A 13,840-nucleotide genomic window follows, 5' to 3' on the forward strand; every position below is an offset into this window, starting at 1 on the left:
ACATTGTTGACCCGTGCTCGTTGTAGGCCCTCTTCATCTTTTTATGGTCATTTATGGAAAAGTCAAAGTTTCGCAAAATTGGAATGCTCGCGGTGTTGGCTGTTGCCATTGGCCTGGTGGTGTACATGGTGCAGGCACCCGCCGATGCGCCGCAGTACCTCACTGCCACGGCTGAGCGCGGTGATATCGAGAATGCGGTGTTGGCCACCGGGTTGCTCGAGGGCATCAAGCAGGTTGATGTTGGCGCGCAGGTGTCGGGGCAGTTGAAGTCGCTCAAGGTCAAGGTCGGCGACAAGGTGAAGAAGGGCCAGTGGTTGGCGGAGATCGACCCGCTGATTCTGCAAAACACCTTGCGTAAAGCCCAGGTGGATGAGGAAAACCTGCAGGCCCAGCGCCGCGCCACGGCGGCGCAGCTCAAGCAGGCCAAGTCGGTGTATGAGCGTTATAAGGGTTTGCAGGTGGATGAGTCGGTATCGCGCCAGGATTTTGAAGACGCCGAGTCGACCTTCCAGGTGCAACAGGCCAACCTGTTGTCCCTGGATGCGCAGATCAAAAGCGCGCATATCCAGATCGACACCGCCAAGGTCAACCTGGCGTATACGCGCATCATCGCGCCCATCGACGGGGATGTGGTCGGCATCGTCACGCAGGAAGGCCAGACCGTGATCGCCAACCAGTTGGCGCCGGTGCTGCTCAAGCTGGCCGACCTGGACACCATGACCGTCAAGGCCCAGGTGTCGGAGGCCGATGTGATTCATATCAGCCCTGGCCAGCAGGTGTATTTCACCATTCTGGGTGAAGCCGACAAGCGCTACTACGCCAAGCTGCGCGGCACGGAGCCGGCGCCGCAGAACTTCCTCGAAACCCAGACCGCCGGCACGCCCAAGCAGAACACCGCGGTGTTTTACAACGCGCTGTTCGACGTGCCCAACCCGGACCATCGCCTGCGCATCGCGATGACCGCCCAGGTGCGCATCGTGCTCGACACCGCCCAGGCGGCGTTGATGGTGCCGGTGGCGGCGCTCGGCGCGCGCAATAACGACGGTACTTACCCGTTGCGGGTGCTGGACGCCAAGGGCAAGGCGCTGTCGCGGGATGTGAAGACCGGCATCAATAACAACGTCAAGGTGCAGATCCTGGAAGGCCTGGCCGAGGGCGACAAGGTCGTGATCGGCGATGCCACCCCAGCCGTGGCGGGGAACTGAGCCATGACCCAACCCCTGTTGGAGCTCAAGGGCATTACCCGCAGTTTCATGGCTGGCGAACGCGAGTTCATCGCACTCAAGGGCATCGACCTGACGATTCATGCCGGCGAAATGGTCGCGATCATCGGCGCCTCGGGCTCGGGCAAATCCACCCTGATGAATATCCTCGGTGGCCTGGACTACGCCACCGCCGGCAGCTACAAGATCAACGGCATCGAGACCCGCTCGCTGGGCGATGAACAGTTGGCGGAACTGCGCCGGGATTACTTCGGGTTTATCTTCCAGCGCTACCATTTGCTCGCGCACTTGAGCGCCTTGCACAACGTGGAAATGCCGGCGATCTACGCCGGCACGCCCGAGAACCAACGGCACAGCCGCGCACACGACCTGCTCACGCGCCTGGGCCTGGCGGGGCACACCACCCATCGCCCGAGCCAGCTCTCCGGTGGCCAGCAACAGCGCGTGAGTATCGCCCGGGCCTTGATGAACGGCGGTGAAGTGATCCTCGCCGACGAGCCCACCGGCGCCCTCGACACTCACAGCGGCAAAGAGGTGATGCGCATCCTCGCCGAGCTGCACGCGGCCGGGCACACGGTGATCATCGTCACCCACGACCCCAAGGTGGCGGCGAACGCCCAGCGTATTGTCGAGGTGTGCGATGGTGAAATAGTCAGCGACAAGGCCAATGACAGTGTGGGTCTGGAGTTGCCCAGCGAGGCGCCGATCGAACCCAAGCGCAGCGGCGCCCGGCGTCTGGTGGCGAGCCTGGGGTTGTTCAAGGAGGCCTTCAATATGGCCTGGGTCGCGCTGATTTCCCATCGCATGCGCACCTTGCTGACCATGCTGGGTATCGTGATCGGCATCACCTCGGTGGTGTCGATTTCGGCGATCGGCGAGGGGGCCAAGCGTTATGTGCTCAAGGACATCCAGGCGATTGGCAGCAACACCATCGATATCTTTTCCGGCACCAGTTTCGGCGACAGTCGGGCGTCGGCCATCGAGACATTGATGCCGTCGGATGTGGAGGCGTTGAACCAGCTGTATTACGTCGACAGCGCCACGCCGGTGGTGGGGCGCAACCTGTTGCTGCGTTTTGGCAATATCGACCTGGATGCGCAGGTGAACGGCGTCAGTGATCGGTATTTCAAGGTGAAGGGGCTCAAGCTCGAAGCCGGGATTGCCTTCAGTGAAAGTGATGCGCGGCGTCAGGCGCAGGTGGTGGTGATTGACCACAACACGCGGCATCGCCTGTTCGGGCCGAATGTGGACCCGCTGGGGCAGGTGATCCTGGTCGGCAACCTGCCGTGTACGGTGATCGGGGTGACGGCTGACAATAAAAACATGTTCGCCGCCAGCAAGGCGTTGAACGTGTGGGTGCCTTATGAAACGGCGGCGGGGCGGCTGTTGGGGCAGCGGCATCTGGACAGCATTACCGTGCGTATCAAGGATGGGCAGCCGAGCAAGGTGGTGGAAGACAACGTTAACAAGCTGATGCTGCAGCGGCATGGGGCCAAGGATTTTTTCACCAATAACCTCGATAGCATTATGCAGACGGTGCAGAAAACCAGCCGCTCCCTGGCGCTGTTGTTGTCGCTGATTGCGGTGATTTCGTTGTTGGTGGGTGGGATTGGGGTGATGAATATCATGCTGGTGTCGGTCACTGAGCGCACCCGTGAGATCGGGATTCGCATGGCGGTGGGGGCGCGGCAGTCGGATATTCGTCAGCAGTTTCTGGTGGAGGCGGTGATGGTGTGTTTGATCGGCGGGGTTATCGGGATTTCGTTGTCTTACGCCATTGGTTATCTGTTTTCGCTGTTTGTGAAGGAGTGGGAGATGGTGTTTTCGGTGGGGTCGATTGTGACGGCGTTTGCGTGTTCGACGTTGATCGGGATTGTGTTTGGTTTTGTGCCGGCACGTAATGCGGCGCGGTTGGACCCGATTGAGGCGTTGGCGCGGGATTGATTTTTGCTGGTAGCGTTTGATTGGGGTGGGGGGTGGTTTGCTGGTGTACATATCCGTTGCTGCGGTAACGGCGGCCTATGGTTCCGCCCTTACGGCGGGTCACTTTTGGCAAACGCCCCAAAAGTAACCAAAAGGTCTTCGCCCCACCACTCGGTGCCTCGCTGTGGCTCGGCATGCCCTCACTCCGGCTTGAATCCGTGGGCCGCCGCGATGGGCCATCCTTGGCCCAGCGCGGCTAACCCGGCGTCCTGCCGGGTTACCCACGGATTCAAGCCTGCGTTCGGCCAGCGTGGTTGACGGGGCGCCTCAGATCAAAAGCAAGATCAAAAGCAGAGCACGGCGGCCTGAAAGCCGACCTGAGTGGTTGAAGCAAAAGCCAGATCAAGTGCAAAGCAAAAGCTTATCTAACTGATGCAACGCTCCCACAGTTGACCCCATACAGTTTTGAATATGAGGTCGACTGCAGATTTGCATGCACTGAAGAGCTGCTTTTCTGTGGGAGCTGGCTTGCCTGCGATGCAGACACCTCGGTACATCAGGCACACCGAGTTGATGTCATCGCAGGCAAGCCAGCTCCCACCTTTGACCGAGTATGGCTCTGCTGTTGCTGTTGCTGTTGCAGTGGCCCTTACATCCTTTTCGATGACGAAGTCAGCGGTCTTTTGATCTGCGCTTGTGATCTTGATCTGAAATCGCCCCGTCAAACACGATGGCCGCAATTCGACAGTGATTTGGGGGGTAAACCGGCAGGGATGCCGGTTTAGCCGCCCCGCGCCATGGATGGCGCGTGGCGGCGGCCCCCCAAATCAGTGTCGGATTGCGGGCATGCCGAGCCACAGCGAGGCACCGAGTGTTGGGGCGAGGACTTTTTGCTTACTTTTTGGTCCTTCAAAAAGTGAGCCGCTGTAAGAGCGGAACCATAGGCCGCCGTTACCTAAATAACGGATATGTACTCCGACAAACCACCCCATAAAACTCTGCCGTAATCTAGAGATCCGTGGCGACGCCCTCGTCACCCGCATACATCCACCGCAACAACGAATGCCGCCCGCTGATCCCCAGCTTGATCGCCGCCCGTTTGAGGTAGCTTTCAATAGTGTTGACCTTCAACGCCAACTGCTCCGCCAACTCCGGTGCAGTCCGCCCGGCCAGCAAGCCCACACACACTTCCAGCTCACGGTTGGACAAGGTCAACCCCGATTGCACCAAACGCTCTTCAATACGCCGACGCAAGGTTTCAAGCCCCTGATTTGCCACCACAGGTGACCCGTCCTGGCTGCACGGCTGGATCGCAGTGATGTGCTTCTCGACCATAGGCAGAAGCAGCGTAGAAAAATCCTGCAGCATGCTGCGTTCCTGCGGCGAAAAACTTTCCGATTGATGCGAGCGATACACCGACAGCACATACCGCACATCGTCCTTGCGGCGCGTAAGGTGCAATTGGGCGGCGGGTTGTTCTTCGCCCAGCGCCGCCGCCGAGTCGGTGTAGACCGGGCTGATCCGGCGCCGGGTGTGCCCTTCGGCGCTGACCTGCAGTTGGGTGATATGGGTGGCGTCCACTGCCAGTTGGGTCAGGATCAAGTCATGCAGCATGCGCGGGAAATGGCGGCTGCCGGTGCTGGCGATGACTTTGCCTATATGGGGGAACAGGTGTGGGTTCATCAGTTCGTCCATGAATGTCGAGTGCGGGTATTCATCCTTATACCGACGGGGTTTAACAAGGTAACCAAAGTGAATAACCTACAGTGATAATCCACCCGCCGAGCACCTATGCTAGTACAGCCTGGGACAAGCAGGGGGATCCAATCGGCAAAAAAACCAGATTAAAACGCATAACGGCGGTCGGACCAGTCCGACCACCGTCTGTGGGAAAGGATTACCTCAACCGTAGGCCTTATTTCACAGCGTGTTCTTCCACCACGGCGCGGCCCGGTGCCGCACGTGTGCATTTGGCCAGGGCCTGGTGGATATCGGCCAGCAGGTCCGCGATGTCTTCAAGCCCGACCGACAAGCGCACCAGGCCTTCGCTGATACCGTGTTGTGCGCGTTCTTCGGGGGTGTAGGTGGAGTGGGTCATGCTCGCCGGGTGCTGGGCGAGCGACTCGGCGTCACCCAGGCTGACGGCGCGGGTGAACAGGTTGAGGGCATTCATGAAGCGCCGGCCGGTGTCGATGCCGCCTTTGAGTTCAAACGCGATCATGCCGCCGGACTGCTTCATCTGCCGCGCCGCCAGGGCGTATTGAGGGAAAGAGCGCAGGCCCGGGTAAGTCACCCACTGCACGGCAGGGTGGGCCTGCAAGGCTTCGGCCACCGCTTGGGCGTTGCTGCAATGGCGGTCCATGCGCAGGGCCAGGGTCTTGAGGCCGCGCATCAGCAAGGATGCGTCCTGCGGTGACATCACCGCGCCGGTCAGGTCCTTGAGGCCTTGCAGGCGAATACGTTGCGCCAGGGCCTGGTTGCTCACGGCGATACCGGCGGTGATATCGCCATGGCCGCTGAGGTACTTGGTGGCCGAGTGCACCACCACATCGGCTCCCAGTTCCAGCGGCCGTTGCAGGTAGGGTGTGCAGTAGGTGTTGTCGACCACCACGGTGATATTCGGCTGCTGGTGCGCCAGCTCGGCCACGGCGGCGATGTCCACCAGACGCAGGTTGGGGTTGGCCGGGGTTTCGCAGTAGACCATGCGGGTGGCGGGGGACAACGCCGCGCGCAGGGCGGCCAGGTCGGTGAGGTCGACGTGTCGCACCCGGATGCCGAACTCGGCAAGGCCATGGTGCAGCAGGGCAAAGGTGCAGCCATACAGGGTCTGGCTGACGATCACCTCATCGCCCGGGCGCAGCAATGTCCAGAACGTCGCGGCAATTGCACCCATGCCGGAGCTGAAGGCCACGGCGGCTTCGCCGTTTTCTAGGGTGGCCATGCGTGATTCCAGCAGCGCAAGGGTCGGGTTTGAGATACGGGTATAGAAGTGGCCGCTGGCGTCCCCGGCAAAACAGGCAGCGCCATATTCGGCAGTCGGGAACGCGAAGGTGGCCGATAAATAGATCGGCGGTACGAGGGCGCCGTGATGGTCCTTGGGGTCGTAACCGTGGTGAATGGCGCGGGTAGAAAAGCCGAATGTATTGTGTTTGTTTTTCATGTCGGACGCTCCTTGTTTCCTACAATGCTATGCTCATAACCAAAGCTGAACATTGCAAAAAACCCAGGAAAATCCCGGATTACGGGGCGAATCAGCGACAAAAACAACAAATAGAGGCACGTTATGCCCGTGAGTCTGGACCGCACCGACAAAACCATTTTAAACGCCTTGCAAGGCAATGCCCGCTTGACCGTGGCCGAGCTTGCCGACCGCGTGGCCCTGACCACTTCGCCGTGCTGGCGACGGGTGCGCAACCTGGAGGAGAGCGGGGTGATCAGTGGCTACCAGGCGATCCTGTCGCCCAAGGCGCTGGGGTATGGCGTGACGGCATTTGTCAGCATCATGATGGAAAGCCACACTCAAGAAATCGCGCGGGCGTTCGAGCAGCGGCTGCTGGAGATTCCCGAAGTGGTCGCCTGTCACAACGTGTCGGGGCGCTATGATTTTTTGCTCGAGGTGGTGGCCAAAGACCTGGAGTCGTTCGGCGAGTTTGCGCGTGAGGTGTTGCAGACGTTGCCCTGTGTTAAAGAAATCTACTCGAGTTTTTCCTATAAGTCGGTGCGGCCTTTGCGGGTGATTCCGCTACCGGGCTGAAGCGGCCTCATGCACGCCCTCAGTCGACCTTCAAATACCCGCGTGGTGTGCACCCGGTCATGCTTTTGAAGAAGGCGATCAACGCGCTGTCACTGGCAAAGCCCAACTCGAACGCGCAGTAGCCGAGGTTACGCCCGATGGCGAGCAGTTCAATGGCCCGCATCAAGCGCCACTTCTGGCGCCATTGCTGATAACCAAGGCCGGTTTCCCGCAGGAATATCCGGCCGATGGTCTTGGTGCTGGCGCCTATCTGTTGTTCCAGCGCTTGCAGGGTCGGCGGTAACCTTTGCAGATCCGCGAGCAAGGGCGCCAGGCGTTTGTCATGGGGTAAGGGCAGGAGCATCGGTTGTGCGGTGGCCGCCTGGATTTCATCCAGGCACAGCGCGAGCAAATGCGCGTAGCGGCCCGTTTGCCAATCGGTATCGAAGGGCGCCATCGCTATGGGTTCCAGCACCGCGCGCAGCAATGGGCTGACCTCGATCACCCCAACCTGCGGGGGCAATTGATCGGCCAGTGCCGGGCTCAGATACACCGAGCGATAGTCCACGGTTTTGTGCATCACCGCGCGATGCGGCACGCCACACGGGATCCACGCGGCGCGCGAAGGCGGCAGCAGGCACAGTTGGTTGTCGAGGGTGATACGGGTGCACCCTCGGCGGGTGAACAGCAGTTGCCCGCGCTGGTGGCGGTGCAAGCCGGAGTCGTGATCACCGAGCAGGGCGGCGATGCCGATGACCGGCGCTGTCAGGTGGTCGGGATCGAAAGGGGCGTCGGCGGTGAGCCAGGCCATAGGTTGTCCGATTTGATGGGTAAATTGTCAAAGTCTGGATAATACCCCAATCCACAGTCCTTACACTTCTTGCGCTGTTTCAAGCAAAGGAGTTGGGGAATGAAGGTTAGAATTTTTTTGCCACTGACCGTGGCCTTGCTGATGTTCCCGCAACTGGCCCAAACGCTTTACAGCCCAGCGCTGGGAGATATCGGCCGGGCCTTTGCGGTGGGGCCCGAGCGGGCCGGGCAGACCTTGTCGGTGTACTTCCTGGCGTTCGCTTTTGGCGTGGTGGTGTGGGGCCGACTGTGTGATCGTTGGGGGCGGCGGCCGGTGATGCTGGCCGGATTGGCCCTGTATGTGGCGGCCACGGTACTGGCCCTGGGCATGACCACCTTCAACGGTTTGCTGCTGGCCCAGGCGTTGGCGGCGTTTGGCGCGGCGGTCGGCTCGGTAGTGACGCAGACCGTGCTGCGTGACCGTTTCCAAGGCGTGCAATTGGCCCAGGTATTTTCGCTGATGGGCATTGCCCTGGCCGCCAGCCCGGCCGTGGGTTTGTTCACGGGCGCCAGCCTGGTGCAGTCCTTCGGTTATCGCGGTGTGCTCAGTGGCTTGTTGCTGCTCTCGCTGGCCTTGTGGGCCGTGTGCTTCTGGGCTTTTCCGGAGACACGTGCAGCCTCGATGCCGACCGCCGCGCTGGGCGAGACGTTGCGGTTGCTGCTCAGGGATGCCGGGATTTGGCGTTCGGTGGGGTTGGTGGCGGCGTTCAATATTGCGCTGTTCAGCTATTGCAGCGTGGGGCCCTTCATCTTTTCGCGGCTGGGTTTGTCTGCCGCCGACTTCGGCTACAGCGGCGTGTTGCTGGCGCTGGGCTCGGGGTTTGGTGCGTGGCTGAACAAGCGGCTGCTCAAGCGTGGAATAAATGGCGGGCAATTAGTGCTGATCGCCGCCGGTGTCGCGGTGCTGGGCGGCTTGCTGGTCGTGCTGCTGCAACACAGCTGGATGTTTGTATGGCCGATGCTGCTGGTGGTGCTGGCGTTCGGCATGGCCATTCCCAATGTGCTGGGGGCCGCGCTGGTGGCTTATCAGGATCGCCTGGGCACTGCCGCCGCGCTGTTTGGCTTGTTGTATTACCTGGTGATCGGCGCCGGGTTGACCCTGGTCGCCTGGGCCCAGGACCTGGGTTGGAGCCTGTTGGTCTGTGGTTTGGCGGCGCTGTGGCTGGCAGCGCCGTGCGGGCTCAGAAGTTGACCGAAGCACTCAGGCGCGCGGTCAAGGGCGCGCCCTGGAACAGGTAGTCGTCGCCCAGGTATTCACCCGCATCGCGCCAGTAGCGTTTGTCGAACAGGTTGTCGACGCTGAGGCGGAACACGGTTTCATAGCCGTCGATTTTGGTGGTATAGCGGCTGCCGACATTCACCACGGCGTAGTCGCCCACCTGCACATTGCCGGTGCGGTCGGCGTACTTCTTGGCGCTGTATTGCACGCCGCCCAGCACGGCCAGCCCATTCATCCACGGCAGGGCGTAATCGGCGTACAGGCTGGCGCGCAGTTTGGGTACGTTGATGGCCTGGTGGCCTTCGTAGTCCGGCGTGCCGCTGTTGGTCACCCGGGCGCGAATCGCCGCGACGCTGGTGGCGATCTGCAGGCGGTCGGTGGCCCAGCCGTTGGCGGAGAGTTCCAGGCCGGTGTTTTGCTGCTGGCCTTGTTGGACGTAGGTGAATAAACCGGTGCCATCGGGCTTGGAATACTGGTAGGCCTGGCGGGTCTGGAACACGGCGGCGGCGAAGCTGATGCGGCGCCAGTCGTATTTCACGCCGGCTTCGATTTGCCGGGACACGGTTGGGGCCAGGGTGTCACCGGCGTTACTCGCGAACCACGGCGCCGTGCCGCCCAGGGACAGGCCTTTGCTGTAACTAGTGTACAGCGAAATGTTTTCCACCGGTTTGTAGACCAATGAGGCCTGGGGCAGGAACACATATTGCTGGGTGTGGCGATTTTCGTTGCCGGTTGCTTCATCGAACGCTTTTTCATCCAGACGCACTTCGCGCCCGCCAATGATGGTTTGCCATTGCTCGTTGAAGCGGATGCGGTCGGTGACGAACAGGCCGTACTGGCGGCTGTCGAGGTTGCGATGGCTGGGGTTCAGCGGCTTGTCGGTAGGCTCGAAGGTCGGTGCGTCCTGGTTGATGTTGCCGCTGCCGATCCACTCGTTGACGGACTTGCGCTTGTCGATCACCCGGCGAAACGCGCTGGTGCCGAAAGTCAGTTCATGGCCCAGCCCGCCAGTGTCGAACAGCCCGGTCATTGCAGCTTGCACTTCATCATCACGGCGCGTGTCGTCCGGGCTGCGGTAATCGTAAATGTCGTAGTTGCCGTCCGGCGTGAAGTAGTTGCCTACGCCGGTCGTGGCGCCTCCCCAGGCAAACGCGCTGTAATCATCAATCACCACTTTGCTGTGGGCGGCACTGAGGCTGCCTTTCCACTGGTCACTGAAGCGGTATTCGAACTTGCCATTGAGGTTCAGCGAATCGATGCCCACCTGATGGGAACCACTCTGGTGGCCCAGCAACTTCTTCGGTGACGCGTCATGGGGCACTTCAGTGCCGCCCAGCAGTTGATAACCCGGCACGGAGCGCTGTTGCTTGTTCTGGTATTCCGCGTCCAGTTGCAGCACCGCGTCGGGGCTGATGTTCCAGTCGAAGGCCAGGGACACAAAGTCGCGCTGGCCGTTGGCGTGCTCGACATACGAGTTGAGGTCTTCGTGGGCAACGTTGGCGCGCAGGCCGAACTGTTGCTCGCTGCCAAACCAGCCACCCACATCGGTGGCGACATAACCGCTGCCACGGTCGTCAGTGGACACGGTGACCGAACGCACATCCTCCGGACGCTTGGTCACGTAGTTGATCACGCCGCTGGGTTCGGAAATGCCGCTTTGCAAACCGGCCAGGCCCTTGAGCACTTCGACCTGCTGCTTGTTTTCGAGGGCGACGTTTTGCTCGCCGGTGATGGTGCGGCCGTTGATCTTGTAGCTGCTCGCTGCGTTCAGCGAGAAGCCGCGCACCACGAAGTTTTCGTAGTAACCGATGGGCGCATAACTGTCGCCAACCGAGGCGTCGTTGCGCAGCACTTCGCTGAGCAGGCGCGCTTGCTGGTCTTTGATCAGTTCGGCGTTGATCACGGTGATTGATGCCGGAGTGTCCAGCAACGGCGCTTCGTTGAAGCCGCCGACCGAGGCGCTGTTGGTGCGATAGCCGGATTCGTCCTGGCCCTGGACGTTTACCGCCGGTAGTTCGATGTCGGCGGCCATGCTGTTGCCGAGGCTGCCGCTGAGTAACAGGCCGAGGGCGAAACGTGAGGTAACGACGGGACGAAAACGCACAACCATGGGTGTAGGGCCTTAATGCGCGGGGCGGGGGGCGCATAAGCTAGGGGGATGTGCCGGGATTTACAAGCTATTGAGAAGGGTTGTGTTGGGTTGTTTTGTGTAAAGCCGACCTGAGTGGTTGAATCATGAGCCACAGCGGATCCGCATACACCCGAGATCCGCTTTTCTGTGGGAGCTGGCTTGCCTGCGATGCAGACACCTCGGTACATCAGGAACAACCGGTTGATGCCATTGCAGCGGTGCGACGATTCGACAAGCCAGCTCCCACCTTTGACCGAGTATGGCTCTGCTGTTGCTGTTGCTCCGGTCCTTACATCCTTTTCGCTGACGAATTCGGCGGCCCCCCAGGTCAGTACCAAAAACACACGTCAACCCAAGCGCCTGAGCGTCTCACTGGGCAACTCCCGAAACAACGCCCGATAACTCTGCGAAAACCGCCCCAAATGCCAGAACGACCAGTTCATCGCCACCTCAGCCACCGTGGCCCGAGTCGAGCTCAACAACTCACGGCGCGCCCCGTTCAACCGGCGCAAGCGCAACCACTGCGCCGGGCTCATCCCGGTGTAGGTCTTGAATCCCTGCTGCAATTGGCGTAACGGCACACCGGCAATCTGTGCCAGTTCCAGCAGGTTGACGGTTTCATCCGGTGCGTCTGCCGCCCATTCGCCGATACGCGCCATCAGCCGGCGCTCGTCGCTGCGCCGCTGCAACGAGCTGCGGTCCAGGCACACACAGGCGTTGTCGAGAATAAACAGGCAGTCATCGAGCAGTTGCTGGGTGAGGGCATCACGGCTGATAGGGTCAGTCAGCGCGGACAGCCGCGTCAGCGTGCCACTGAGCCAACGGCTGAACAGCGCGTTCTGCTGGCAGGTCAGCGGCGCCATGAACAACCCCTCGAGTTTCGCCACATCCAGGCCATGGCGCTGCACAAACTGCGGGCCGAATACCACCGCCACTTCGCGGTAGTTTTCCGGGGTGATCCAGGTGTTGCGGCTTTCGCCATTGAGCATGTATAGCGCGTTGTCGCTGCCATCGAAACAGAACGCCAGCGAGCCCGGTGGCGCGTTGAAATGCTGTTCGACGCGCGTGTTCATGCACTCTTCGTAGACCTCGACACCGTGCAGGTCGAGGTAGCGGATCTGCCCGGCAAAATGCCCCGGGGACATCTGCTGGTACTGCTGCACCCAACCGGGTGTCGCACTGCATTGAGCGGCCACATCACCGGTGGTGAAGGCCTGTACGCGCAAAGCTGTTGCCTGTGTCATGAGTGACCTGGGCGCACTCTATTGGTGCGTTGTGGTTCGTGCAAAGTGGATAGATGCCGTTTGAAGGCTGGCCCAAGATAGACCTCAATGCGCCGGGAGTACAAGTCGGCGCAGCATCCAACCCATGACGAGGTCCTTATGAACGCCCCCTTCGATCAGCTGTCCGCCTGGCTGAAAGAACACAAGATTACCGAAGTCGAATGCGTGATCAGTGACTTGACTGGCATCGCACGCGGCAAGATTGCGCCCACCAACAAGTTCCTGCATGAGCGAGGCATGCGCCTGCCGGAAAGTGTGTTGCTGCAAACGGTGACCGGGGACTTTGTCGACGACGATATCTATTACGACCTGCTCGACCCTGCCGACATCGACATGATCTGCCGCCCGGTGTCCAACGCCACTTACGTGGTGCCGTGGGCGATCGAGCCCACTGCCATCGTGATCCACGACACCTTCGACAAGCAGGGCAACCCCATCGAGTTGTCGCCGCGCAACGTGCTGAAAAAAGTCTTGCAGCTGTACACCGACAAAGGCTGGCAGCCGATTGTCGCGCCGGAAATGGAGTTTTACCTGACCCAGCGCTGCGAAGACCCGGACCTGCCGCTGAAAACCCCGGTGGGCCGTTCGGGCCGTGCAGAAACCGGGCGCCAGTCGTTTTCCATCGACGCCGCCAACGAATTCGACCCGCTGTTCGAAGACGTCTATGACTGGTGTGAACTGCAGGGTCTGGACCTCGACACACTGATCCACGAAGACGGCCCGGCGCAGATGGAAATCAACTTCCGCCATGGCGACGCCCTCGACCTGGCCGACCAGATCACCGTGTTCAAACGCACCCTGCGTGAAGCTGCGCTCAAGCACAATGTGGCCGCGACCTTTATGGCCAAACCGGTGGCCGACGAGCCGGGCAGCGCCATGCACCTGCACCAGAGCGTGGTGGATATTGCCACTGGTAAGCCGGTGTTCGTCGACGCCGACGGCAAGATGAGCCAGCTGTTCTTGCATCACATCGGCGGCTTGCAAAAGTACATCCCCAAGCTGCTGCCGATGTTTGCGCCCAACGTGAACTCGTTCCGCCGCTTTCTGCCGGACACCTCGGCGCCGGTCAACGTGGAGTGGGGCGAAGAAAACCGCACCGTCGGCCTGCGTGTACCGACCTCCAGCCCCGACGCGATGCGCGTGGAAAACCGCCTGCCGGGCGCGGATGCCAACCCCTACCTGGCGATTGCCGCGAGCTTGCTGTGCGGCTATCTGGGCATGATCGAACAGATTGAGCCGAGCGCGCCGGTGGAAGGCCGTGCCTACGAACGCCGCAACCTGCGCCTGCCGTTCACCCTCGAAGATGCCCTGGCGCGCATGGAGGACTGCGACACGGTCAAGCAGTACCTGGGCGACAAGTTCGTGCGTGGCTATGTGGCGGTCAAACGCGCCGAGCACGAGAATTTCAAGCGGGTGATCAGTTCCTGGGAGCGTGAGTTCCTGCTGTTGAGCGTCTAAAAAACCAATAAAGGGGTGTCG

General features: G+C 60.8%; 10 protein-coding genes. 5 read left to right on the forward strand and 5 right to left on the reverse strand.

Translation table 11 applies throughout. The features are described from left to right. The first annotated feature begins 53 nt into the window (after nucleotides 1-53). Nucleotides 54-1,205 carry a macrolide transporter subunit MacA gene (gene macA, locus PSH96_RS12430; protein WP_305459501.1) on the forward strand — a complete coding sequence of 384 codons (1,152 nt, stop codon included), beginning with the start codon at nucleotides 54-56 and terminating at the stop codon, nucleotides 1,203-1,205. Between the two features lie 3 nt (nucleotides 1,206-1,208). Further along, on the forward strand, nucleotides 1,209-3,167 hold the full coding sequence (locus PSH96_RS12435; protein WP_305459502.1) for a MacB family efflux pump subunit: 1,959 nt from the start codon (nucleotides 1,209-1,211) through the stop codon (nucleotides 3,165-3,167). A 987-nt stretch (nucleotides 3,168-4,154) separates the two neighbouring features. Here PSH96_RS12435 and PSH96_RS12440 read toward each other — a convergent pair. Together PSH96_RS12440 and PSH96_RS12445 are read right to left on the reverse strand one after the other, a co-directional pair. Beyond that, nucleotides 4,155-4,829, reverse strand: a complete 675-nt coding sequence (locus PSH96_RS12440; protein ID WP_305459503.1) for a helix-turn-helix transcriptional regulator — start codon at nucleotides 4,827-4,829, stop codon at nucleotides 4,155-4,157. Between the two features lie 232 nt (nucleotides 4,830-5,061). After that, nucleotides 5,062-6,306, reverse strand: a complete 1,245-nt coding sequence (locus PSH96_RS12445; protein WP_305459504.1) for a methionine gamma-lyase — start codon at nucleotides 6,304-6,306, stop codon at nucleotides 5,062-5,064. Nucleotides 6,307-6,429: 123 nt separating this feature from the next. Between PSH96_RS12445 and PSH96_RS12450 the strand changes: the two genes are divergently transcribed. Next, the gene (locus PSH96_RS12450) at nucleotides 6,430-6,900 is read left to right on the forward strand and encodes an Lrp/AsnC family transcriptional regulator (protein ID WP_305459505.1); all 471 of its coding nucleotides are present in this window, start codon (nucleotides 6,430-6,432) and stop codon (nucleotides 6,898-6,900) included. A gap of 19 nt (nucleotides 6,901-6,919) precedes the next feature. On the opposite strand, the gene PSH96_RS12455 is transcribed toward PSH96_RS12450, so the two are convergent. Further along, on the reverse strand, nucleotides 6,920-7,690 hold the full coding sequence (locus PSH96_RS12455; RefSeq protein ID WP_305459506.1) for a helix-turn-helix domain-containing protein: 771 nt from the start codon (nucleotides 7,688-7,690) through the stop codon (nucleotides 6,920-6,922). Nucleotides 7,691-7,789: 99 nt separating this feature from the next. Here PSH96_RS12455 and PSH96_RS12460 point away from each other — a divergent pair, with 99 nt between their 5' ends. Beyond that, a complete protein-coding gene (locus tag PSH96_RS12460; RefSeq protein ID WP_305459507.1) occupies nucleotides 7,790-8,920 on the forward strand; it encodes an MFS transporter in 1,131 nt (376 codons plus the stop codon). Here PSH96_RS12460 and PSH96_RS12465 read toward each other — a convergent pair. Continuing rightward, complete coding sequence (locus PSH96_RS12465; RefSeq protein WP_305459508.1) at nucleotides 8,910-11,057, reverse strand: TonB-dependent siderophore receptor; 2,148 nt, start codon at nucleotides 11,055-11,057, stop codon at nucleotides 8,910-8,912. The two genes, PSH96_RS12460 and PSH96_RS12465, sit on opposite strands and share 11 nt — an antisense overlap. 368 nt (nucleotides 11,058-11,425) lie before the next feature. Next, entirely contained in the window at nucleotides 11,426-12,322 is an 897-nt protein-coding gene (locus PSH96_RS12470; protein WP_305459509.1) for a helix-turn-helix domain-containing protein, read from the reverse strand. A gap of 138 nt (nucleotides 12,323-12,460) precedes the next feature. Between PSH96_RS12470 and PSH96_RS12475 the strand changes: the two genes are divergently transcribed. Beyond that, nucleotides 12,461-13,819 (forward strand): glutamine synthetase family protein, encoded by a 1,359-nt coding sequence (locus PSH96_RS12475; RefSeq protein WP_056859454.1) that lies wholly within the window; start codon nucleotides 12,461-12,463, stop codon nucleotides 13,817-13,819. Nucleotides 13,820-13,840: the final 21 nt, after the last annotated feature.

It is taken from the genome of Pseudomonas sp. FP2338, from assembly GCF_030687515.1.
Classification (GTDB): domain Bacteria; phylum Pseudomonadota; class Gammaproteobacteria; order Pseudomonadales; family Pseudomonadaceae; genus Aquipseudomonas; species Aquipseudomonas salomonii.

Coding starts and splice junctions, on each gene's coding strand:
- macA (WP_305459501.1), top strand. CDS start 54: ATGGAAAAGTCAAAGTTTCGCAAAATTGGAATGCTCGCGGTGTTGGCT.
- PSH96_RS12435 (WP_305459502.1), top strand. CDS start 1,209: ATGACCCAACCCCTGTTGGAGCTCAAGGGCATTACCCGCAGTTTCATG.
- PSH96_RS12440 (WP_305459503.1), bottom strand. CDS start 4,829: ATGAACCCACACCTGTTCCCCCATATAGGCAAAGTCATCGCCAGCACC.
- PSH96_RS12445 (WP_305459504.1), bottom strand. CDS start 6,306: ATGAAAAACAAACACAATACATTCGGCTTTTCTACCCGCGCCATTCAC.
- PSH96_RS12450 (WP_305459505.1), top strand. CDS start 6,430: ATGCCCGTGAGTCTGGACCGCACCGACAAAACCATTTTAAACGCCTTG.
- PSH96_RS12455 (WP_305459506.1), bottom strand. CDS start 7,690: ATGGCCTGGCTCACCGCCGACGCCCCTTTCGATCCCGACCACCTGACA.
- PSH96_RS12460 (WP_305459507.1), top strand. CDS start 7,790: ATGAAGGTTAGAATTTTTTTGCCACTGACCGTGGCCTTGCTGATGTTC.
- PSH96_RS12465 (WP_305459508.1), bottom strand. CDS start 11,057: ATGGTTGTGCGTTTTCGTCCCGTCGTTACCTCACGTTTCGCCCTCGGC.
- PSH96_RS12470 (WP_305459509.1), bottom strand. CDS start 12,322: ATGACACAGGCAACAGCTTTGCGCGTACAGGCCTTCACCACCGGTGAT.
- PSH96_RS12475 (WP_056859454.1), top strand. CDS start 12,461: ATGAACGCCCCCTTCGATCAGCTGTCCGCCTGGCTGAAAGAACACAAG.